Genomic DNA, 20,525 nt, shown 5'->3' with positions numbered 1-20,525 from the left:
GTGGCGCGACCTGGATTATTATCAACACACAAATGGAAAAGGAACCATGCCATGGCAATTCCACAAAGCATGCTGTCCGTCGTCGCGCGCGACGAAGTGCATTTGCAGTTCAATCTCAAGGCGGGCGTGCCGACGCGCCAGCTGTTCAAGCTGCTGGGCCGGCTGTGGGAGTCCGGCTTGACGGGCATCCTCGATCCCACCCTGAACCGCCACCATCAGCTGACGGGCGGCACGGCCAATGTGGTGCTGGGATTCAGGCCGGAACTGTGGCGCGCGGCCTGTCCGGGCGGCGTGCCGGACAAGCTGGCGTCGTTCGAACACGACCTGGTGGGCGCCAATGGCAAGACGGCGCCGGCCACCCAGCACGATCTCTGGGTCTGGATCACGCAGTCGAACGCCGCCACCCTGTACGACAGCATGCGCACGGCGCTGACCTTGCTGGCGCCCGTTGCGGCGCTGGCCAGCGAGCAGGTGTGTTTTCCGTATCATAATAATGTGACGTTCGACGGCTTTGCCGACGGCGTCGCCAACCCGAATCCGTTCCGCGCCCACGGCGTGGCCATCATTCCCGATGGCGAGGCGGGGGCGGGCGGCTCCACCGTGCTGCTGCAGAAATGGCGCATGGACGTGGAGCGCCTGCGCGCCTTGCCCGTGCATGCGGCCGAGCAGGTGTGGGGCCGCACCAAGGCGGGCAGCCATGAACTGTCGCCCTTGCCCGTGGATTCCCACGTGGGCCGCAACCAGTTTATCCGCGATGGCGAGGAAGTCGATATCGTGCGCCGCAATGCCAACTATGCCAATGCCAGCGAGGCGGGCATCATGTTTGTCGGTTTTTGCAAGGACATCACGGTCAGCATGGGCATGCTGCGGCAAATGTACGGCGTAGGCTATGATGGCGTCACCAAAACGGACCGGCTGCTGGAGTTTTCCACGGCACTGTCGTCGGCGATCTATTTTGTCCCCAGCATCGACGCCTTGCTGGCGATGGGTATTTCGCCGGCGGATCCCGGCTGAGTGCCGTCCCGGCAGTTTCCGTTTATTACTTTATTACAAGGAGCATTCCATGCGCATTCATACCAGCAAATTGTTGTCCATCCTGATCCTCGGCAGCGCCGTCTTCAGCGCCAGCGCTTCGGCCGTCGGCCTGGGTTTCCTGGCCGATACGCCGATGGCTTACCTGAACAAGAACGACAAGCCCGTCTTCGTGAAAGCCGTCACCGACGTGCTGAACGAGAAAAAAGATGGCGAAACCACGCAATGGAGCAATGAAGGCTTGCGCAATTCCGTGCGCATCAACGCCGAGATCACGGCCAGCGACACGGAAAAGACCGATGCGCAAACCTGCCGCAAGGTGCAGGTGGCCTTGAGCGCCAAGGGCCAGGAGCAAACCCTGAAGCTGAAAGTGTGCAAGGCGGGCACGCAGGGCTGGAAAGTGGCGAAGACGTAAATTGTAATTTATGCACTTTTCTCGCGCCGGGAAAATCCCTGGCGCGTCGACGACTTTCTCATGGGGAAGCCGCACAAGCGGTAGAATCACGCTTTCCCTTATTCTTTCCCCCCATCTACATGCAGCAAAGTCGCCTCCTGTTTTTCCGCCTGGTCGGCCAGTTTCGCCGCTACGGCGCCATCGTTGCCGCCACCTTGCTGGCGGTAGGCGTGGCGTCCGCCACCGATGTGTTGTTAATCCGCCAGTTGCAAAACGTTGTCGACGCCATGCGCGAGACGGCGACCGCGCAGGTCGCGCCCACGTCCGGCGTGATGGGCGTGCTGCAGGGCTGGGTTGACCGCTTCCTGCCGGCCCAGGCGGGACAGGTGGACCTGTGGGTGATTCCCGCGACGATCCTGGGGCTGGCCGCGCTGCGCATGGTGTCCAGTTTTTCCGGCGATTACGGTTCCGTATGGCTGTCGAGCCGGGTGCAGGCCGATTTGCGCGAACAGATGTTCGCCACCATCATGCGCCTGCCCAGCCGCTTTTTCGACACCACCACCACCAGCCTGACGCAGTCGCGCGTCGCTTTCGACGCCAGCCAGGTGTCGCAGGCGGGCTTGAACGTGCTCAACGTGATGGTGCGCGATTCCGTCGCCACGCTCGGCTACCTGATCCTGCTGTTCAGCATTGACGTGAAACTGGCCCTGTTCTGCATGGCCTCGATGCCCATCGTGGCCATCGTCGTGACCCTGGCGGGGCGCCGCATGCGCCACCTGAGCAAGAGTTCGCAGCAAGCCGTGGGCGAGCTGACGTCCGTGCTGGACGAGAGCATCGGTGGCCAGCGCGTGGTGAAGATTTTTGGCGGACAACAGTACGAGCAGGCGCGTTTCGTCGACGTGGTCAAGCGCAACCGCCAGCTGGCCGTCAAGCATGCCGCCACCTCGGCCATGAATTCCGGCTTCATCATGATGCTGGTCGGTATTACCCTGTCGTCCGTGATTTATTTTGCCATGCTGCGCGCGCAAAGCGGCGCCATCACGCCCGGCGCCTTCGTCGCCTTCATGGGCGCGCTGATGGCCATGCAGTCGCCGATCAAGAACCTGACCAAGATCAATGAGCCGCTGCAGCGTGGCCTGGCAGCGGCAGAGTCCGTCTTCAGCCTGATCGACACGCCGCTGGAACCGGACCCGGGCACGGTCGCGCCGGCCACGGTCGAGGGCAATTTGTCGCTGCAAGACGTGAGTTTCCGCTACAACAGCGACGATCCCGATGCGCCCACGGCCTTGAGCCATATCTCGCTCGATATCCGCGCCGGCGAAACGGTGGCGCTGGTGGGCGGTTCCGGCGGCGGCAAGACCACCTTGCTGGGCCTGCTGCCGCGCTTCTATGACGTCAGCAGCGGCCAGATCCTGCTCGATGGCGTGGACTTGCGCGACTACGCCTTGCTGGCCTTGCGGCGCCAGTTCGCCCTCGTCAGCCAGGATGTGATCCTGTTCAACGACACCATGGCGGCGAATATCGCGTATGGCGACCCGGCGCCGGACATGGCCCGCATCGAAGCGTCGGCGCGCGCCGCGTATGCCCACGATTTCATCATGCAGCTGCCGCAAGGCTACGCCACGCAGGCGGGCCAGAACGGTTCGCGCCTGTCGGGCGGGCAACGCCAGCGCCTGGCCATCGCGCGCGCGCTGTACAAGGACGCGCCGATTTTGCTGCTCGACGAGGCCACCAGCGCCCTGGACACGGAATCGGAACGCCAGGTGCAGGCCGCGCTGGAAGTGCTGATGCGCAACCGCACCACCGTCGTCATCGCCCACCGCCTGTCGACCATCGAAAGCGCCGACCGCATCGTCGTCATGCAGGGCGGCCGCCTGGTCGAGTCGGGCAGCCATGCGGCCTTGCTGCAACAGGGCGGCGCGTATGCGCGGCTGCATGCGAGCCAGTTGTCGCCGCAGCGGGAAAGCGTGGGTTGACAGGCGCGGGCGGCGCCGTGTGCCGCTGAAAACAGAAACAGCAAGGGCGCCCATGTGGCGCCCTTGCTGTTTCTGGCCCGCGGAATCGGGCTGGAAGCCGCATATTATCAGCATTTCCCCGCTTAAATGATTTGGCGCCTGGCGGATATTAATTTTCAAATGACGTTTGATTATTGGATTTTATATGCATGAAATGAGTGCGTGAAATCTATCCAAAAGTAACAATGCATTTTTAATTTAATTCGCAGGAAAAGGGATGGGAAATTATTTTTAAATAAAATATTTGCAATTGTTATTGGCGGTCTCTTAATTTTATTTTTCATTATTTTTAAATTCAGTTACAATAAATTCCGTGTGGAAATATATTTTCCTGGTGACGACCTGCGTGCCGAGAATGCGGCATGGCTTGGAAGTTAATGCATGGTGATTGCTTCTATTTTTCCGGGCTGATTTCTGGCGCTGTTGCCGATGAATTCCCCGCCCAGCGGGTATGCATGCGCAATGGCATAGCGAATGGCGTACCCGTGGCGCGGCCTTCAACCTGTTTTTCTTTATTTGAAACGATAACTATAATGATGAACCCGATTTTCCCCGCGTCGAAAATGGCTACTGCCGTGCTGTGTGCGCTGACCTTTGTTTCAGCCAACGTGGCGGCGCAGGAATCCGCTTACGCCGATCTGAATGCGTGCGTACAGTCGGAGCAGGTGACGGCCACTGCCAAGGGCGCCGCCGTGGGCGCCTTGACGGGCCTGGGGGCGTCGCTGTTCGGCGGAATGAAGAAAAAAGATGCCATCAAGGCAACGGCGCTGGGCGCGCTGGCGGGTGGCGGCATCGGCTTCGTCAAGGCGTATTACGAGGCGACCGATACGTGCTACACCAAGAATCCTGGCTGGGTGCCGGCGTCGAACATCACCCGTTCGGCAACCCTGGCGCAAGCCAAGAAGGCTGCCAAATACAAGCCGAGCGAAGGCATCAAAACTGCCATCGTGGGCATCGACATGCCGACGTCCGTGCCAAGCGGCACTGCCAGCATTCCCATGAATACCAAATTCACGGTATTGACGCCAGATGATGCCGAAACTCCGGTGGAAATCTCGCGGAAAATCTACATTATCGAAAATGGCAAGGAAGAGCCTATGCCGTTTACGGCCGGCCGGGCCACGGAAGTCAAGACTTTCGAGCCGGCGCAGCATACCGACAGTATTAACTTCCCGCTTTCCTCCGATTTCAAGCCGGGCATGCAGCTGCGTTATGAAGTGCAGATGAAAACCGCCAGCAGCCCGCTGGTGAGCGAATCGAAGACAGTTACCATTATTTAAGTCAGTCCTGATTTTTTTTGGTAACGGGCAGGCCGTCTTTATTTTCAGGCGGCTTGCTGCATTTCCCCATTCCCTACATAAGTGCATCCCATGATGAAATCGCTATGGCGCAGCCTTGCCGTCCTTGCCATGCTGTTGCTTGCTGGTTGTGCCGCCAATCAATTACCTGGCTATCAGCCCGTGTATTATTCCTACGATGTGCCGCCGGAACTGCTGCAGAAAATCAGCGTGAAATTCAAGCAGCACGGATTACCGAATGCCAGCGTGGTGCGCGACCAGGTAGGCCGCGTGCGCCTGGCCGGCAGTTATCAGAATGAGCAGGAGGTCGAGCGGGCCTTCGTCATCACGCAATCGATCGTCGGCTTGAAGACGACGTCGCCGATCTACCCGGACAATATCAAGCAGCGCCACTGGGAAAAGGATGCGCAGCAGGCCAGCGCCGATTTCTTCAAGCAGCGCAATGCGCAAAAGCTGGCCATCCTGGGGGCGCCGCAAAAGCGCGCGCTGGTTGTCGGCATCAATGAATTCCGCAACGGCGCCAAGATTCCTGCCATTCAGGGCGAGGACGATGCGCGCGTGGTGGCCGAGCGCCTGCGCCGCACCGGCTATCAGGTGACGTCGCTGTTTGGCAACCAGGCAACGAAGGCGAATATCGAGACAAAGATTGCCGAAGTGGCCACCAGCTTGCGGGCCAACGACAGCCTGTTCATCTATGTGTCCAGCCACGGCACGCCTCCCATACCGTCGCCGGAGGGCCTCGACCAGCGCCGCATGTCCATCATCGCCTACGATTCCGGCAGCAGCGGCAAACGCGGCGATGCGCACGATTTTGCCTTGGAGGTACAGGAAACGTCGGTCTCCGATACGCTATTGCAGCAATTGGCGCAAAAGCCCAGCCGCGAGACGCGCGTCTTCATCGATACCTGCTACAGCGGCGAAATGCTGAACGACGTCAAGGACGAGTCGACCGCGTTCATTCTGAAGGCCAACAATGGCCAGCCCGAGCGCGAAGGTGTGTCGCTGGCAGCCTGGACGGGCGAGAAATACACGGGCAAGGCCATCGTCTTCAGTCCGGACGAGGCGGCGGCCAACGAGAAGGCGCGGCGTCTGGGCACGCCGCAGAAGATCGACCGCAGCCGCAATAGCTACACGGTGATTACCGCCACCAGCGCCGGCCAGATCGCGTTGGGTCCGGTGCGCGAGATCGGCGAGTTTGCCAATCCCCTGGCGCCGGCGGAAACCTTGCGCGGGTCCTTCTTCACGCAGGCGTTCTTTGCCTATCTGGAGAAAAGCCGTGGCGAGATCGAGCCTGCCTTCGAGCAAGCGCGTGACTTTACCTCGGCCAAGGCCCGGCAGGTCAGCGGTGGCAAGGTAGAGCAAATGCCCCGCAAGTACACCACCTTCCCTGCCAAGCAAGACAATCTGTATCTGTAAAACCACCAGCGGGCAGGCGCCTGGCGGCTGCCCGCGTGACTTCTGGAAAGCGAATCATGCAAAAAACAATCATTGCACTCTCCCTCGCCCTGTTGATGAATGGCGCTGCCGCCCAGGAAGGCTATAGCGCCAAATCGCTGTTCTTTGGCGAAGATGGCGCGGTGTCGACGGCCAACACGGGCACGCCAGCGCCTGCCGAACCCGCCAAGGCCGTGGCCAAGAAGGCCGTCGCCAAGAAAAACGTGGTGGCAGCGGCCAAGAAAAGCAAGATCGATACCCAGATCGGCACCAGCTACTTCATCCGTATCAAGAATAGCGACGGTTCCACGCGCGATGTCCTGGCCAGCCGCAAATTTAATACCGGCGAGAAGTTCCAGCTCGGTGTCAAGGTCAACCGTCCATCGTACGTGTATGTGCTGAACCAGGCGCCGGACGGCAAGGTCACGCAGATCTACCCGCAGCCGGGCAAGGATAATTTCATCGACGCCATGGGCACGGTCTTCCTGCCGGGCCGCGGCGCTTTCGAGTTCGAAGGACCTCCAGGCACGGAGCAGTTGCTAGTGTACCTGTCGCCAAAGCCGCTGGACGTGCCAGCCTCGGCGAAGATCGACAGCCTGCAGCCGGACCTGGTGGCCAGCAATAGCGGCTTCAGCAATGTGGGCGGCCCGGCCTGCCCGCCGCCGGCGCAGGCTGTCGCTGCGGCCGCCACGCCGCCCGTAACCGCCACCGAGTGGAAAACCGTCGATCCCGCGCAGCCGCAGCTGGCCGATGCCGGCTACAGCGCCAAGAGCGTGGTCTTCACGCCCGACAGCGAATGCGCTGCCGCGCCGGCCGCTGCCCAGGGCTATGCCTCGAAAGCCATCGTCTTCAGCGAAGACGTGCAGCCCGACACGGGCGGCCACGTGGCGGCCTATATCGTCAAGACCCTCACTTCCAAGGACGACGGCTTGTACCTGAAATTGCAGCTGTCGCACCAATAATCCGATTTCCGATCACCCATCACGATAGAACGCTATGTCAAATAATCATCTGATCGTCGGCCTCGGCGGCACGGGCGGCAAGATCATTCGCCAGATCAAGAAAACCATTGAACGCAACAAGGATGCCGACGGCGCCAGCGTGTCCGACGCGCGCTTCGATTTTCTCTACATCGATACGTCCACCGACGAGCTGGACAAGCGCGACGAGTGGAAGGTGCTGGGCAAGGATATCGAGCTGGACCGTGGCCAGGTGGCCATCAATACGGCCAGCAATATCCGCCCCGTGCTTGACGATCCCGGTTCCTTCCCCGGCATGCAGGGCTGGATCGAGCCGCGCGCCATCTTCGATTTCGTCAAGCCGGGCATCGCCGGCGCGGCGCAGCGGCGCAAGCTGGGCCGCATGGTGTTCGCGCAGAACGCGCCGAAATTCGTCAAGGCCATCGAGGAGCGCGTGCACGACCTGCAAGCGCAGGGCAAGACGGGCGTGACCATTCACGTCGTCTGCGGCCTGGCCGGCGGTACGGGCAGCGGTTCGGTGGTCGATGCGGTGGCGCAAATCCGCCACCAGCTGCCTGAACACGACAAGTACCGCATCCTGATCTACGCCTTCCTGCCGGAGAAAAATTCCAAGCGCGTCAAGGACGTGGCCGGTTTCTCGAACTACTACGCGAATGGCTATGCGGCCCTGGCCGAGCTGAATGCCATGGCGGTTGGCAAATACCATCCGATCAACTTGCTTGACGGCACGCCGATGGCGCATGACGTGTATTTCAACGGCTGCTACCTGATCAACAACATCAACGAGCACGGCATCCAGTTCGAAGTCGAATCGGAATTGCCGACCATCGTGGCCGAATTCATTTACCAGAAAACCCTGAACAAGGCCTGGGAAGGCTTGCATCGGGCCGAGAAGGGGGAAAATGACATCATCAACTTCGAGACCGAAGATGAGGCGGGACAGAGCCCGGAAAAGGCGCGCGCCAAGCTGTTCCTGTCGTTCGGCATCAAGCGCGTGGTCGTGCCGGAGCAGGAAATCAAGGAATTCCTCGCCTATGGCTTTGCCGAACAGGCCAGCCGTCAATTGATGTTCAACAACTTCCGCCAGGGCGAAGGCTATGCGGACGAAGCGCTGGAAAAAGACTGGGGCTCGGAAGTGCGCAAGGCGGAGGTGCTGCAAAGCCTGCTGCTGACGGATGCGCACCTGATGCTGGAAACGGGCATCCTCGACGACGACGTCAAGAACAGCAACTGGAAGCCGCCGCAGGAATACTGGAAGCAGATCGTCAACCGCCTGGCACCGGAAATCAAGGCGGACAAGCTGATCGAGGAGACCAGCTGGATCGACGTGCTCAACACGCGCCTGGCCAAGGTTTTCGACGATACCTACCGCACCATGGGCGGCGTGCGCAAATTCTATGAGGTGAAGGGCAATGCGCGTCTGGACATGGCGCGCCATATCGGCCGCCATATCGAGAAAGAACTGTTCGGCCGCTGGAAATCGGGCACGGCATCGCTGCTGCAGCTGCGCCACTATACGGATGCGCTGGTGCTGGCGCTCGATGAACGGCAGGACGTCATCCTCGAACGCATCGCCAAGATGCCGACGGTGCTGCAGGGCATCCAGCAGCGCAATACGGAGTTGTCGGCGCAATTCAACAAGGTCGGCTTCCTCGGCAAGCACCTGACGGACAAGCGCGGCGGCCTGTTTGCCGATATCGCGACCCAGCACCAGGACCTGTACGTGGCCCGCACCACGCTGGAAGGCTTGCGCTTTGCCAGCACCTTGCTGCCTTTCGTCAAGGAGCAACTGTTGACCTTGCGCAGCAAGATCGATGAGCTGCATCAAAACCTGGCCGTCGCCACCGACCAGTTCAACCGCGAAAAGGCGGCCCGCCTGGGCGCGGCCGATGCCGCCTACCAGAAGCGCATCTTCGACATGGGCGCCATCACGGCCATTCTGAAGGCCATGGTCAGCGATGAAGTCAGCCAGGCGGCGCGCACCCAGCGCGTGCGCCAGTCGCTGATCAACCTGGCCGGCGTGGAAGTCGAGTCGTTTGAAAAGCTCAACCGCAGCATCTCGCTGGGCAGCATCATCGGCACCCTGTCGCAGGAATCGGCGCGCATCGTGGAACTGGCGCACGGCGAGATCGCCAAGAATTTGCCACCCGTGCTGCATGTCAATATTGTCGAGCGCTTGCAGAAACAGTACGACGCCAACAAGAGCGGCTTGAAGCAGTTCGTGCAAAGCCTGTACGACGAGGCGGGCAGCACCCTGGTCTTCAACAAGACCGAGGTCGACCGCAAGGTGGGCAATGCCTCGCCGGGCGTGTATGAAACCGTGGGCGTGTTCCTGCCCGCCTGCGAGCACCAGAAGGCGTTCCGCGCGGACCTGGAAAGCGAGTTCAAGTCGCAGCGCGATTCGGCATCGAGCACCACCATCAGCGTCGGCCAGATGCCGAACCAGATCGTCATCATGAAGGTGACGGCATTGATGCCGCTGCGCTACACGGAATCGCTGACCTACCTGAAACGCCACTATGACGGCTTGCTGGGCGATCATAACGAATCGTATCTGCTGCATGGCCAGGGCAATGGCAAGACATTGCCACCGCTGTTTGCGCGCACAGCCAATGAAACGAGGGAGCGCGGCATGCGCAAGCCGACCTTGCTGGTGGCCAATTTGCTGCAGATGATCAAGCAGCGTCCGAACCGCCAGTCCGGCCTGCAGGAATGGGTGTTCATCGCCATGGAAGATGGCTTGCCATCGTCGAAGGTGCTGGCCGGCGCCAGTTTGCAGGATGTGATGGAAACGGAGCATCCGATCGACCTGCAGAAATCCATCGAGAAGGAAGTGGCGCGCAAGATCGAGACGGAATTCCAGCATATCGATCAAAAGAACGCGCTGTTCAAACAATATACGGACCTGGCCACGCAGCGTTTCGACGCGGCCGGCCAGGATGACCAGGACCCCGAATTCCTGGCCCTGCGCGCCTTGCGCGATCCCGTGCGCGTGCTGATCCGCATGCCGCAGGCAAGCTAACTCTGTTTCATCCGGGCGCGGCGGCGCTAGGCTGCCGCGCCTGCTCTTACGATAAAAGGTATGACGATGGCAAAATATAAATGTCCCACCCTGGGCGATTGCGATAACGCCAACTCGGGCGAAGTATTCGAGCGCTCGCCCGGCGACGATGTGAAGTGTCCCAAGTGCGATACGCCCATGGAATTGCAGGCGGGCGGCCAGGCCGGTGCAGGCGGCCCGAACAAGAAGGTCCTGGTGGCCGCCGTGGCCGGCGTGCTGGTCTTGGCGCTTGGCGCCGGCGGCTACTGGTACATGCAGCGCCCCGTGATGGCGGCGGCGGCCCTGATCGAGGCGGCTCCTGTCGTGATCGATGCGGTGGCGGTGGCCATCGACGCCAGCAAGGATGCCGTGCTGGCGCCGAACGATGCCGATACCAAGGCGCTGCGCATCGAAGGCGATCAGAAACTGGCCAGTGGCGACGCCGCCGGTGCGGAAACGGCCAGCAGCAAGGCCGCTGCCAATGAGATGCTGAAGACGGCCATTTCCAGGATGGCGCAAGGCAAGCTGGACGAAGCGGAGAAGGAACTGGGCGAAGCGCGCCTGCGTGATCCGCACAATGTCCTCGTGTCGTACAACGTGGCCATCCTGCGCCTGAAACAGAACCGTACGGACGATGCGCTGACGGAATTCGAAGCCAGTTTCAAGGATGGCTTCCAGTACTTCGACCAGATGGGCCAGGACCGCGACCTCGATACCTTGCGCAAGGATAAACGCTTCCAGGAATTGCTGAGCCGCTACCAGCCACAAAAATCCTGATATCCCGCCATTCTCCTCATGCCGGATGCGCCTGTTGGCGCCTCCGGCTCTCCCGCCTTCCCGCCACGTCAGCTTGTCCCCGCCTCTTCCTAAGCACGCGCGTCTTGCGTGAGGAGGAAAATCGTTACTTTCCATTATGATGGCAGCCGCAGAATAACTCGGTGATGGAACCGCATGTATAGACGACAGACGATAGCCATGGCGCTGGCCGCCATGCTGGCCTTGCCGCTGGCGGCGCAGGCGCAAACACGCCAGCCGGTAGCGGCTGCCGGCCCCGTGCAACAGGAAGAGGACAAGACCATGTATCTGGATGAAAATTTCATGCCCAGCAATGCGCGTCGCGCCGCGTATGCGCTGCGCACGCCGCCCGTGCGCGACGAGGCGCTGGGCGCCTGGCACGTGCGGCTGGAATTTCCCGACACGCCGGGCGTGCTGGCCTTTGAAACCTATGCCACCGACCTGGACTTGAGCCAGGTCAGGTTCGTGCGGTTTCGCAAGTATTACCACGAAAATGGCCAGCTGCTGCGCGAAACCTATTTCGATGCCCAGGGCGGGGAGCTGCCCGGCGGCAGCGTGTACTTCGAGAGTGGGCAGGTCCAGCAGCGGGTGACGCCGCTGCCGAACGGGCGCGACAGCATCTCGGAGACGTATCACGAGAATGGCCAGCTGATGAGCCGCACCGTGTATCACGGCGACACGATGGCCGATGGCGAATACGTGTCGTATGGCGCGAACGGGGCCGTCAGCAACCGCTCGTATCGACGCAATGGCCAGATGGATGGCGTGGAGGAATCGTTTTATGCCGATGGCAAGCTGTTCCGGAAGGGGCGGTACGTCGATGGCCAGCGCGAGGGCGAATTCGTCATGTACGCGCAGGATGGCAAGGTGCTGGCCCGGACCGTGTGGGTGCACGGCCAGCCCGACGGCTGGTCGTTTGAAAGCCATGGCAATGGCGTCGTGTCGAACAGGACGCTGTACCAGCACGGTGCCGTGCTCAGCTTGCAAACGTGGGCGCCGACTGGACGGCCCGTGTTTGCATGGCAGAAAGACGCGCAGGGGCGCGACCACGGCGATACGACGCAGTGGCATGCGAATGGCGTGCGCGCCAGCGTGACACCGTTTGTCGAAGGCCAGCGCCACGGCTTGCTGCAGACCTGGTACAGCGATGGCGGCCTGCGGCAGCTCGTGCCGTACGCACACGGCAAGAAGCATGGTATCGAGCGCCACTGGGACAAGGCCGGCAAGCTGGTGCTGGAGCAGGCGTGGCGCGATGGCCAGCCCGTGACAGGCAGTTAGTGGGGCGCCGCCATTGCAGGTATCATGTACGGATTCCGGTCCGCCAGCAGGCGTGATGCCGGGGCAGATCAGTGGAGGCAATGGTGGTGGAAGCGGAAGTGACGGAAGTGACGGAAGTGACGGAAGTGGCGGCGGTGGCCCGGGCGCAAAGCCTGGCCTTGCAAAACATGCGCGTGGTCATGCGCGCGGCGCAGCGGCATTCGGCGCAGATCGAAAAGCAGTGCGGCGTGTCGGGCGCGCAATTGTGGGTAATGCAGGAATTGCTGGAGCGGCCAGGCTTGCGCATGGGCGAACTGGCCGGCAAGATGTCCATCCACCAGACGACGGCCAGCAACCTGGTCGAGGCGCTGGTGAAAAAAACCTATGTGCGCAAGGCGCGCGACCAGCCCGACCAGCGCGTGGTCACGCTCACCCTGACGGCGGAAGGGCGGGCCGTGATCGCCGGCGCGCCGCAGCCGGCCCGTGGTTTGCTGCCCAGCGCGCTGGCCCAGCTCGATGCCGCCAGCCTGTCGCAGCTGAACCAGGGCCTGAGCGCCTTGCTGGCCGTGGTCGCGCCCGATGAGCGGCAAGGCGGCATGCAGCCGTTTCCGTTTACGATGTAGTGTCGCGGCTGGCCTGCGGCAGGCGCTGCAGCTGCAATTGCGCCAGCGCGCCGTACAGCGGCTCGCTTAGCACGCGCGAGACGGTGCTGGCCACCACGGCGCAGGCCATCAGGCTGAGCACCATGCCGTGCCCATCGACCATTTCCATGACAATAATGAAAGCCGTCAGCGGCGCCTGCGTGGCGGCGGCCAGGAAACCCACCATGCCCAGCGCGATCAGGGCCGGCGCGTGCGGGTAGTGCAGCAGCACGGCGATATCGTGGCCGATGCCGGCGCCGATGGCCAGCGACGGGGCGAAAATCCCGGCCGGCACGCCCGACCAGACGGTCAGCCACGTGGCCACATATTTGAAGGCGACGAAGGCGGGCGCCACGTCGGACGCGCCTTCCAGCATGGCGCGCGTGGCCACGGTGCCGCTGCCAAACGTGGCGCCATGGCTGGCGATGCCGATGGCCGCCACCAGCACACCGCAGACGGCGGCGAACAGCACGGGCCGGCCGCTTCTCCACGCAGACAGTTTCCCCAGCGGATTGCCCCGGGCGGACGCCAGCAGCAGGCGCGCGAACAGGCCGCCCGCCACGCCCGCCACCAACGTGACCAGTAAACCTGGCAGGGCCAGCGCCAGGCCGATGGGGCCCGGATGGATGATGCCGAAATGCGTGGCGTTGCCGTGGATCGACACGGCCATCATGCCGGCCAGTACGATGCCGGCGACGATCAGGCCGCTGTTGCGCTGTTCCGGCGAGCGCGACAGTTCCTCGATGGCGAACATGACGCCTGCCAGCGGCGTGTTGAAGGCGGCTGCGATGCCGGCCGCGCCACCGGCCACCAGCAGCGAATGGGCGCTCACCTGCGAGTGGCGCGGCAGCCAGCGTCGCGCGGCCAGCATCACGCCGGCGGCGATCTGCACGGACGGCCCTTCGCGTCCCAGCGACAATCCCCCCAGCAAGCCGCCCGCCGTCAGCACGATCTTCGCGGCGCTGAGTTTCAAGGAGACGAACAGCGAGCGCTGCTCGGGCGCCACGGCCGGGTCCAGGGTGGCCATCACCTGCGGGATGCCGGAACCGGCCGCGCCCATGGCGTAGCGGCGCGTCAGCCAGACCAGCACGGCGGCGCAGGCCGGTGTCCACAGCAGGGCGAACCACCAGGCCTTGCCATTAAAAAACAGGAACAGATCCAGCGCCTCCTCGGCCAGCCAGGTGAAACCGACGACGACGAGGCCGGCGATGGCGGCCATGCCGACGACGACGGCGCGCGACCACCACAGGCGCGGGTTGGCAAATTCATGCTTGAAGGCAGAGGGGATGTCGTGCAAGTGCTTCATTGCGGCAAGTCCAGGAAGGGGCGCGCAGGGCGTCGGGGAGACTTGCCATTATATAGATGTATTTGCTCAAATGTATTTCGCTGTGCCTTATTTGTGGGCAATTGGCGACAACAGCTCCGCCTTGGCCAGGAAATCGACCAGCGCCCGCACCTTCGGCGCCAGGTGCGGCCCCGACGGCCACAGCAGCCAGCAGCCGTGGGCCGGATGGTGGCTCATGGCGTAGTCCGTCAGCACCTCGACCAGGCTGCCATCGTCCAGCGCCGCCTGCACCGTGAACGCGGGCAGCCAGGCGATGCCCAGGCCTTGCCGGGCGAAGTGCAGGCGCGCTTCCACATTGTTGCAGATCATGCTTAAAGGCAAGTCCGGCGGCGCCGCGCCATCCTCCTGGCGCAGCGGCCACGCTTCGATCTTGCCGCTGTGGCGGAAGCGGTAGTGCAGGCAGGCATGCTGCTGCAGGTCGGCGGGATGCCGCGGCGTGCCGTGGCGCGCCAGGTAGGCGGGCGAGGCCACCAGGCAGGAGCGGAACTGGCCCAGCTTGCGGGCGGCCAGGCGCGAGTCGCGCGGTGCGCCAATGCGGATGACGGCATCGAAACCGTCGCCGACGACGTCGGCCAGCGCGTCGGAAAAGTCCAGGTCGAGGTGGATGGCGGGATGCTGCCGGGAAAATTCGCCCAGCGCGGGCAAGAGCCAGCCGCCCAGTTCCGGCAAGCCCAGGCGCAGGCGTCCCCGTGGCGCGAGATTGCCCGCCAGCTCCTCCTGCGCCGCCTGCATCTCCGCCAGGATGCGTTCGCTGCGCGCCAAAAACAGCTGGCCTTCCGCCGTCAGGCTCAGCTGGCGCGTGCTGCGCTGGAACAGGCGCGCGCCCAGGCGCCGCTCCAGGCGGGCCAGGCTTTTGCTGACGGCCGACGGTGAAATGCCGGCCGCGCGCGCGGCGGCGACAAAGCTGCCCGCTTTGGCCAGCTGGACGAACAGGGCCACGCCGGAGAGATTATCGCTATCTTGCTTGTGCATGATTCATGACGGGTTGGTCAGTAGTGAAACGCATTGAAGCATATTTTTCTTTCCCGCGTGGCTGCTTACCATGCAGCTTTACCGGGAGCAGGCAATGAAGATGATTGGTTTTAACAAGGGCAGCAGCGCGGACGAGTCTGGCAACCTGTTCGATACGACGGGGGAAACCCCCGTGCCTGGCCCGCGCGATCTGCTGGTGCGCGTGCGCGCCGTGGGTGTCAATCCGCTCGACACCAAGGTGCGCGCGGGGCGGGTGGCTGTGCCGGAGCAGGTTGTCAGCCTGGGCTGGGATGCCGCCGGCATCGTGCAAGCCGTGGGCAGCGAAGTGAGTCGGTTTTCGCCGGGGCAGGCCGTGTATTACGCGGGCTCGTTCGACCGCACGGGAGCGAATGCCGAATACCACCTGGTCGATGAGCGCAGCGCGGCGCGCATGCCGGCGAGCCTGGATTTTGCGCAGGCGGCCAGCGTGCCGCTGGCGGCGCTGACGGCGTGGCAGCTGCTGTTCGAGCGCTTTGCGATTTCCCCCGGCGACCGGCGTGAGCGGGGCAGCCTGCTGGTGCTGGGGGGCGCCGGCGGTGTCGGTTCCATGCTGGTGCAACTGGCGCGCCAGCTGACGGGTTTCACGGTGATCGCCACGGCTGCGCGTGAAAACAGCGCCGACTGGTGCCGTGCCATGGGCGCGCATCACGTGATCGACCATACGCTGCCGCTGGCGCCGCAGGTGGCGGCGCTCGGCATGGCGCCCGTGCAGCATGTCGCCGCCCTGTCGCATACGGCGCGGCATTTTTGCGAACTGGTCGAGATCATCGCGCCGCACGGCAAGCTGGCCGTCATCGATGACCACGATGTTTTTGATGCGGCGCCGTTGAAGAGCAAAAGCATCTCCCTGCACTGGGAAATGGTGTTTACGCGGCCCCTGCACGCCACGCCCGATATGGCGGAGCAGCAGCGCATCCTGAGCCGCGTGGCGGACCTGCTGGACGCGGGCGTGCTGCGCCATACCCTGCGGCAGCGGCTGTCGCCCATGGACGCGGCCACCGTGGGGCGCGCGCACGCGCTGCTGGAGCGGGGCGGGCAGCCGGGCAAGGTGGTGGTCAGCGCGCAGTGAGGCTTACACGAACAGGTCGCGCCGCGCGCTCTGGCTGATGGCGACGGTGGCCGGGTGGCGCAGGCGGCGCTCCGTGGTGATGGCATACACTTGCTCGACCAGGCTGTCGACACGCCCCAGTTCCACCACGGCGTACTGCTGGCACACCTGGCGCGCGATGACGGTGGGGGCAAAGAACAGGCCGGCGCCTGATTGGCCGAAGGCCTTCATCATGGCGCTGTCGTCGAATTCGCCGACGATGCGCGGATGCAGATTGTGCTCGCTCAGCCACTGCAGCAGGCGCCCGTAGATGGCGTAGTCCTCGCCCGGCAGCAGCAGCGGGGCGCGGTCCAGGCATTGAGGGAAGTCACCTTGCAGGCTGGCGGCCAGCGCGGCCGTGCCCAGCAGGGTCATGCCGCTTTCGCCCAGCAAGTGGTTGTAGCCGCGCACGCTCAGGTGGGCCGGCATGGGGCGGTCGGCGATGATCAGGTCGAGACGGTGCACGGCCAGGTCCGCCAGCAGGCTGGCCAGCCGTCCCTCGCGGCAAATGATGCGCAGCGGTTCCTCCAGGCCCAGGGCCGGTTCCACCAGCCGGCAGGCGATCAGTTTCGAGACGGAATCGGCGCAGCCCACGCGAAACGCGGTGGTCGTCGCGCGCGACTGGTCGCGCACGATTTCCAGCAATTCATCGCCGGCGCTGAAAATGTCCTCGGCATGGCTGAGGATGCGCCGGCCCGTGTCCGTCAGCTCCAGCTGGCGCCCGCTGCGGCGGAACAGCTCCACGCCCAGGGTGTCGGCAAAGTCGCTGAGCTGGCCGGAAATCGATTGCGGCGTCAGGTGCAGCTGTTCGGCCGCGCGGGCGATGCTGCCCGTCTTGGCCACCATCCAGAAGTAGCGCAAATGTTTGAAGTTCAGATTGGACATGCTCGATCCTGGTTGCTAATACATCGAATTTTTCGATGTATTAAGTAATTATATTCGATTTGTTCGATGTGTTAATTCGGCATATGATGGTTGCTTGTTATTCAAGCGAGGAGAACGCCATGTGCTGCAAGGTAGACGGAAACACTGACGGAGGCCGCCGATGAACGGCCTGGAAAGCATTGCAACGGCACCCATGTGGGCCGGCTTCATCGTGTTCGTCCTGTTCATGCTGGCGCTGGACCTGTTCGTCTTCGGCGGCAACAAGGCGCACAAGGTGGGCGTCAAGGAAGCGGCGACGTGGTCGCTCGTGTGGGTCAGCCTGGCCCTGCTGTTCAACGGCGGCCTGTGGTGGTACCTGAACGGCACGGCCGGTCCCGAGATCGCCAACCAGAAGGCGCTGGAGTTTTTCTCCGGCTACCTGATCGAGAAAGCCTTGTCGGTCGATAACGTCTTCGTCTTCCTGCTGATCTTCAGCGCCTTCCAGGTGCCGATCCAGTACCAGCGCCGCGTGCTGATCTATGGCGTGCTGGGCGCGATCGTCATGCGCGCCGTGATGATCATGGCCGGCGCCTGGGTGGTGAGCGAGTTCAGCTGGGTGCTGTATCTGTTTGGCGCCTTCCTCTTGATTACCGGCATGCGCATGCTGGTGGCGGCCGATGCCGAGCCGGACGTGGCGAACAACCCGGTGCTGCGCTTTGCCCGCCGCCACTTGCGGGTGGCGGACGGCGACCACGGCGAGCGTTTCTTCGTCGCCAAGAATGGCTTGCGCTATGTCACGCCGCTGTTCCTCGTGCTGATCCTCATCGAGGTGACGGACCTGGTCTTCGCGGTGGACTCGATCCCGGCGATTTTCGCCATCACGACGGACCCGTTCATCGTCTTCACGTCGAACCTGTTCGCCATCATGGGCTTGCGCGCCCTGTACTTCCTGCTGGTGGACGTGGCGGACCGCTTCCACATGCTCAAGTACGGCCTGGCGATGGTACTGGTGTTCATCGGCGCCAAGATGCTGATCATGCCGTGGTACCACGTGCCGGTGGAAGCCTCGCTGCTGGTGGTGGCCGTGCTGATCGTGTCGAGTTGCGTGGCGAGCGTGTTCATCACCCGCAGCGAGAAGAAATAAACGCCGTACCGCGCGCCCTGCAATGGCGGGGCGCGCTTTTTAATCAATCACAATGAAAGAATGCATCATGCGTACGTATGAAACGAACAGTCCCCAGGCCGCGGGACGTATTTTGGCCCTGATGATGGTGGTCGACGGCAACCTGGCCAGCGCCGAGCTGCAAGCCATGCACCGCAGCAAGATTCTCGAACATATCGACCTGGCGCCGGCCGCCTTTCAACAGCTGCTGCAAGACCTGTGCGACGACATGCTGACCTCGACGGTGCATGGCGCCATCCAGCTGGGCAATGGCGTGATCGACAGCCTGCTCGATGAAATCGATGACCCGGACCTGCGCCGCAAGCTGCTGCAAGCCATGTGGAAGATCGCCGACGCGGACGACTGGCTGGCCGATGGCGAAGCGGTCTTGCTGGCCCGCGCCAGCGCGGCCTGGTCGGCGGAAACGAATTTCCGCCAGCATGCGGCGTGAGCGTCCTTACGCCGCCTTGTGTCCCATGGCGATGACGGCGGCGCCCGCCAGGGCCAGGGCCACGCCGGCGACATCGGTCCAGGCGGGCGTAATGCCGTCCACCAGCCACAGCCAGCCCAAGGCCGTGGCGATATAGATGGCGCCATACGTGGCGTACACCCTGCCGCTGGCGGCCGGGTGCAAGGTCAGCAGCCAGACGAAGATCAGCAGGCTGATGGCCGCTGGCAACAGCAGCCAGGCGCTGCCCTTGTTGCTGAGCCACAGCATGGGCAGGTAGCAGCCCAGCAGTTCGGCCACGGCCGTGACGGTAAACAGCCCGAAGGTGCGGGCAAGACTGGTCCATTCGATGGCGTCGTGCATGGTGTTCCTGTGATGTGGTCAAGACGCCATTCTAGCTGCCAGCTTGCCGGCACTGCTATGATCGGGTCAGGATACCCGAGGAGAACACCATGACGACGACCCCGGCGCCGCGCGCCTTGCTGCAAGCCATGTTCGACGCCGCCATCGCGGCGGCCCAGCCCTCGCACTGCGTGCCGCCCCACCTGCCGCCCGCGCCGCGAGGCCGCCTGATCGTCATCGGCGCGGGCAAGGCCTCGGCCGCCATGGCGCAGGCCGTGGAACAGCATTGGCCGGGGCCGCTGTCGGGCCTCGTCGTCACGCGCTACGGCTACGGCGTGCCGTGCGAGCGCATCGACATCGCCGAAGCGTCGCACCCCGTGCCCGACCAGGCCGGCATGGACGCGGCGCGGCGCATGCTCGATCTGGTGAGCGACTTGCAGGCCGACGATACCGTGCTGTGCCTGATTTCGGGCGGCGGCTCGTCCCTGCTGGCCTTGCCCCTGGATGGCATCAGCCTGGAAGACAAGCAAGCCTTGAACCGCGCGCTGCTGGCGTCGGGCGCCACCATCGGCGAAATGAATTGCGTGCGCCGCCATTTGTCCGCCATCAAGGGCGGGCGCCTGGCCGCCGCCTGCCATCCGGCCCAGGTCATCACTCTGGCGATCTCGGACGTGCCCGGCGACAAGCTGGGCGATATCGCCTCCGGCCCCACGGTGGCCGATGCCACGACGTGCGAGGATGCGCTGGCCATCGTGCGCCGCTATGGCATCGCCTTGCCGGACAGCATACGAAAAACGCTGGAAAGCGGGCGCGGCGAATCCGTGAAGCCCGATGATACGCGCCTGGCGCGCACGCGCACGACCCTGGTGGCCACGCCGCAGATGGCGCTGGAAGCGGCGGCCGCCGTGGCGCGCGCGGCCGGCGTCACGCCGTATATATTAGGCGACAGCCTGGAAGGCGAGGCGCGCGACGTGGGCACGGTCATGGCCGGCATCGCGCTGCACGCGGCCGTGCGGGGCCAGCCATTTCCCGCCCCCTGCGTGCTGCTGTCGGGCGGCGAAACGACGGTGACGGTGCGCGGCAATGGCCGCGGCGGACGCAACGTGGAATTTTTGCTGGCGCTGGGCCTCGCGCTGCAAGGGCAGGCGGGCATCCATGCGCTGGCCGGCGACACGGATGGCGTCGACGGGCAGGAAGAGATCGCGGGAGCGGTCCTGGCGCCCGACACCCTGCGGCGCGCCTGGGCGCTGGGCATCCATCCCCGCGACAGCCTGGACAACAACGATGGCCACGGCTTCTTCCAGGCGCTGGGCGATAGCGTGGTGACGGGCCCGACCTTGACGAATGTCAATGATTTCCGGGCCATCCTGATTAGCTGAA

At 63.4% G+C, this 20,525-nt stretch carries 18 protein-coding genes; 14 read left to right on the top strand and 4 right to left on the bottom strand.

Features of this window, described 5'->3' with window-relative positions; all coding sequences use genetic code 11:
- Positions 1 to 51 precede the first annotated feature (51 nt).
- From BM193_RS22605 to BM193_RS22560, 10 genes are all read left to right on the top strand, one after another.
- A complete protein-coding gene (locus BM193_RS22605) occupies positions 52 to 1,014 on the top strand; it encodes a Dyp-type peroxidase (protein WP_092800702.1) in 963 nt (320 codons plus the stop codon).
- Positions 1,015 to 1,063: 49 nt separating this feature from the next.
- Positions 1,064 to 1,447, top strand: a complete 384-nt coding sequence (locus BM193_RS22600) for a hypothetical protein (protein WP_092800705.1) — start codon at positions 1,064 to 1,066, stop codon at positions 1,445 to 1,447.
- 119 nt (positions 1,448 to 1,566) lie between these two features.
- Positions 1,567 to 3,402, top strand: a complete 1,836-nt coding sequence (gene msbA, locus BM193_RS22595; protein ID WP_092800708.1) for a lipid A export permease/ATP-binding protein MsbA — start codon at positions 1,567 to 1,569, stop codon at positions 3,400 to 3,402.
- A 572-nt stretch (positions 3,403 to 3,974) separates the two neighbouring features.
- Positions 3,975 to 4,721, top strand: a complete 747-nt coding sequence (locus BM193_RS22590) for a hypothetical protein (protein WP_092800711.1) — start codon at positions 3,975 to 3,977, stop codon at positions 4,719 to 4,721.
- 90 nt (positions 4,722 to 4,811) lie between these two features.
- The gene (locus BM193_RS22585) at positions 4,812 to 6,155 is read left to right on the top strand and encodes a caspase family protein (RefSeq protein ID WP_092800714.1); all 1,344 of its coding nucleotides are present in this window, start codon (positions 4,812 to 4,814) and stop codon (positions 6,153 to 6,155) included.
- A 56-nt stretch (positions 6,156 to 6,211) separates the two neighbouring features.
- On the top strand, positions 6,212 to 7,135 hold the full coding sequence (locus tag BM193_RS22580) for a DUF4384 domain-containing protein (protein WP_092800717.1): 924 nt from the start codon (positions 6,212 to 6,214) through the stop codon (positions 7,133 to 7,135).
- Positions 7,136 to 7,169: 34 nt separating this feature from the next.
- A complete protein-coding gene (locus BM193_RS22575; RefSeq protein WP_092800720.1) occupies positions 7,170 to 10,175 on the top strand; it encodes a tubulin-like doman-containing protein in 3,006 nt (1,001 codons plus the stop codon).
- 66 nt (positions 10,176 to 10,241) lie between these two features.
- Positions 10,242 to 10,970 (top strand): TPR end-of-group domain-containing protein, encoded by a 729-nt coding sequence (locus tag BM193_RS22570; RefSeq protein ID WP_092801156.1) that lies wholly within the window; start codon positions 10,242 to 10,244, stop codon positions 10,968 to 10,970.
- 174 nt (positions 10,971 to 11,144) lie between these two features.
- A complete protein-coding gene (locus tag BM193_RS22565) occupies positions 11,145 to 12,266 on the top strand; it encodes a toxin-antitoxin system YwqK family antitoxin (RefSeq protein ID WP_139176277.1) in 1,122 nt (373 codons plus the stop codon).
- 80 nt (positions 12,267 to 12,346) lie between these two features.
- On the top strand, positions 12,347 to 12,868 hold the full coding sequence (locus tag BM193_RS22560; protein WP_092800727.1) for a MarR family winged helix-turn-helix transcriptional regulator: 522 nt from the start codon (positions 12,347 to 12,349) through the stop codon (positions 12,866 to 12,868).
- Here BM193_RS22560 and BM193_RS22555 read toward each other — a convergent pair.
- Positions 12,858 to 14,192 carry a chloride channel protein gene (locus tag BM193_RS22555; protein ID WP_092800730.1) on the bottom strand — a complete coding sequence of 445 codons (1,335 nt, stop codon included), beginning with the start codon at positions 14,190 to 14,192 and terminating at the stop codon, positions 12,858 to 12,860. The genes BM193_RS22560 and BM193_RS22555 overlap by 11 nt on opposite strands.
- Positions 14,193 to 14,279: 87 nt before the next feature.
- Positions 14,280 to 15,203 carry a LysR family transcriptional regulator gene (locus BM193_RS22550; protein ID WP_092800733.1) on the bottom strand — a complete coding sequence of 308 codons (924 nt, stop codon included), beginning with the start codon at positions 15,201 to 15,203 and terminating at the stop codon, positions 14,280 to 14,282.
- A gap of 100 nt (positions 15,204 to 15,303) precedes the next feature.
- On the opposite strand from BM193_RS22550, the gene BM193_RS22545 reads away from it, so the two are divergent.
- A complete protein-coding gene (locus BM193_RS22545; RefSeq protein WP_254786376.1) occupies positions 15,304 to 16,311 on the top strand; it encodes a zinc-binding alcohol dehydrogenase family protein in 1,008 nt (335 codons plus the stop codon).
- 3 nt (positions 16,312 to 16,314) lie between these two features.
- Here the strand turns inward: BM193_RS22545 and nhaR are convergent, their stop codons facing one another.
- A complete protein-coding gene (nhaR, locus tag BM193_RS22540) occupies positions 16,315 to 17,214 on the bottom strand; it encodes a transcriptional activator NhaR (protein ID WP_092800739.1) in 900 nt (299 codons plus the stop codon).
- 160 nt (positions 17,215 to 17,374) lie between these two features.
- Here nhaR and BM193_RS22535 point away from each other — a divergent pair, with 160 nt between their 5' ends.
- Together BM193_RS22535 and BM193_RS22530 are read left to right on the top strand one after the other, a co-directional pair.
- Positions 17,375 to 18,337, top strand: a complete 963-nt coding sequence (locus BM193_RS22535) for a TerC family protein (RefSeq protein ID WP_092800742.1) — start codon at positions 17,375 to 17,377, stop codon at positions 18,335 to 18,337.
- A 67-nt stretch (positions 18,338 to 18,404) separates the two neighbouring features.
- Positions 18,405 to 18,806: a tellurite resistance TerB family protein gene (locus tag BM193_RS22530; RefSeq protein ID WP_092801159.1), complete on the top strand. Its 402-nt coding sequence runs from the start codon at positions 18,405 to 18,407 to the stop codon at positions 18,804 to 18,806.
- Between the two features lie 6 nt (positions 18,807 to 18,812).
- On the opposite strand, the gene BM193_RS22525 is transcribed toward BM193_RS22530, so the two are convergent.
- The gene (locus tag BM193_RS22525; RefSeq protein WP_092800745.1) at positions 18,813 to 19,166 is read right to left on the bottom strand and encodes a YnfA family protein; all 354 of its coding nucleotides are present in this window, start codon (positions 19,164 to 19,166) and stop codon (positions 18,813 to 18,815) included.
- Between the two features lie 89 nt (positions 19,167 to 19,255).
- Between BM193_RS22525 and BM193_RS22520 the strand changes: the two genes are divergently transcribed.
- On the top strand, positions 19,256 to 20,524 hold the full coding sequence (locus BM193_RS22520; RefSeq protein WP_092800748.1) for a glycerate kinase type-2 family protein: 1,269 nt from the start codon (positions 19,256 to 19,258) through the stop codon (positions 20,522 to 20,524).
- Position 20,525: the final 1 nt, after the last annotated feature.

This window comes from Janthinobacterium sp. 344, assembly GCF_900112025.1.
Taxonomy (GTDB): domain Bacteria; phylum Pseudomonadota; class Gammaproteobacteria; order Burkholderiales; family Burkholderiaceae_D; genus Janthinobacterium.
This window is presented reverse-complemented; position numbering and strand designations above follow the sequence as displayed.

Coding starts and splice junctions, on each gene's coding strand:
- BM193_RS22520 (WP_092800748.1), top strand. CDS start 19,256: ATGACGACGACCCCGGCGCCGCGCGCCTTGCTGCAAGCCATGTTCGAC.
- BM193_RS22580 (WP_092800717.1), top strand. CDS start 6,212: ATGCAAAAAACAATCATTGCACTCTCCCTCGCCCTGTTGATGAATGGC.
- BM193_RS22575 (WP_092800720.1), top strand. CDS start 7,170: ATGTCAAATAATCATCTGATCGTCGGCCTCGGCGGCACGGGCGGCAAG.
- BM193_RS22555 (WP_092800730.1), bottom strand. CDS start 14,192: ATGAAGCACTTGCACGACATCCCCTCTGCCTTCAAGCATGAATTTGCC.
- BM193_RS22565 (WP_139176277.1), top strand. CDS start 11,145: ATGTATAGACGACAGACGATAGCCATGGCGCTGGCCGCCATGCTGGCC.
- BM193_RS22550 (WP_092800733.1), bottom strand. CDS start 15,203: ATGCACAAGCAAGATAGCGATAATCTCTCCGGCGTGGCCCTGTTCGTC.
- BM193_RS22605 (WP_092800702.1), top strand. CDS start 52: ATGGCAATTCCACAAAGCATGCTGTCCGTCGTCGCGCGCGACGAAGTG.
- BM193_RS22560 (WP_092800727.1), top strand. CDS start 12,347: ATGGTGGTGGAAGCGGAAGTGACGGAAGTGACGGAAGTGACGGAAGTG.
- BM193_RS22590 (WP_092800711.1), top strand. CDS start 3,975: ATGATGAACCCGATTTTCCCCGCGTCGAAAATGGCTACTGCCGTGCTG.
- BM193_RS22585 (WP_092800714.1), top strand. CDS start 4,812: ATGATGAAATCGCTATGGCGCAGCCTTGCCGTCCTTGCCATGCTGTTG.
- msbA (WP_092800708.1), top strand. CDS start 1,567: ATGCAGCAAAGTCGCCTCCTGTTTTTCCGCCTGGTCGGCCAGTTTCGC.
- BM193_RS22600 (WP_092800705.1), top strand. CDS start 1,064: ATGCGCATTCATACCAGCAAATTGTTGTCCATCCTGATCCTCGGCAGC.
- BM193_RS22530 (WP_092801159.1), top strand. CDS start 18,405: ATGCGTACGTATGAAACGAACAGTCCCCAGGCCGCGGGACGTATTTTG.
- BM193_RS22525 (WP_092800745.1), bottom strand. CDS start 19,166: ATGCACGACGCCATCGAATGGACCAGTCTTGCCCGCACCTTCGGGCTG.
- BM193_RS22570 (WP_092801156.1), top strand. CDS start 10,242: ATGGCAAAATATAAATGTCCCACCCTGGGCGATTGCGATAACGCCAAC.
- BM193_RS22535 (WP_092800742.1), top strand. CDS start 17,375: ATGAACGGCCTGGAAAGCATTGCAACGGCACCCATGTGGGCCGGCTTC.
- nhaR (WP_092800739.1), bottom strand. CDS start 17,214: ATGTCCAATCTGAACTTCAAACATTTGCGCTACTTCTGGATGGTGGCC.
- BM193_RS22545 (WP_254786376.1), top strand. CDS start 15,304: ATGATTGGTTTTAACAAGGGCAGCAGCGCGGACGAGTCTGGCAACCTG.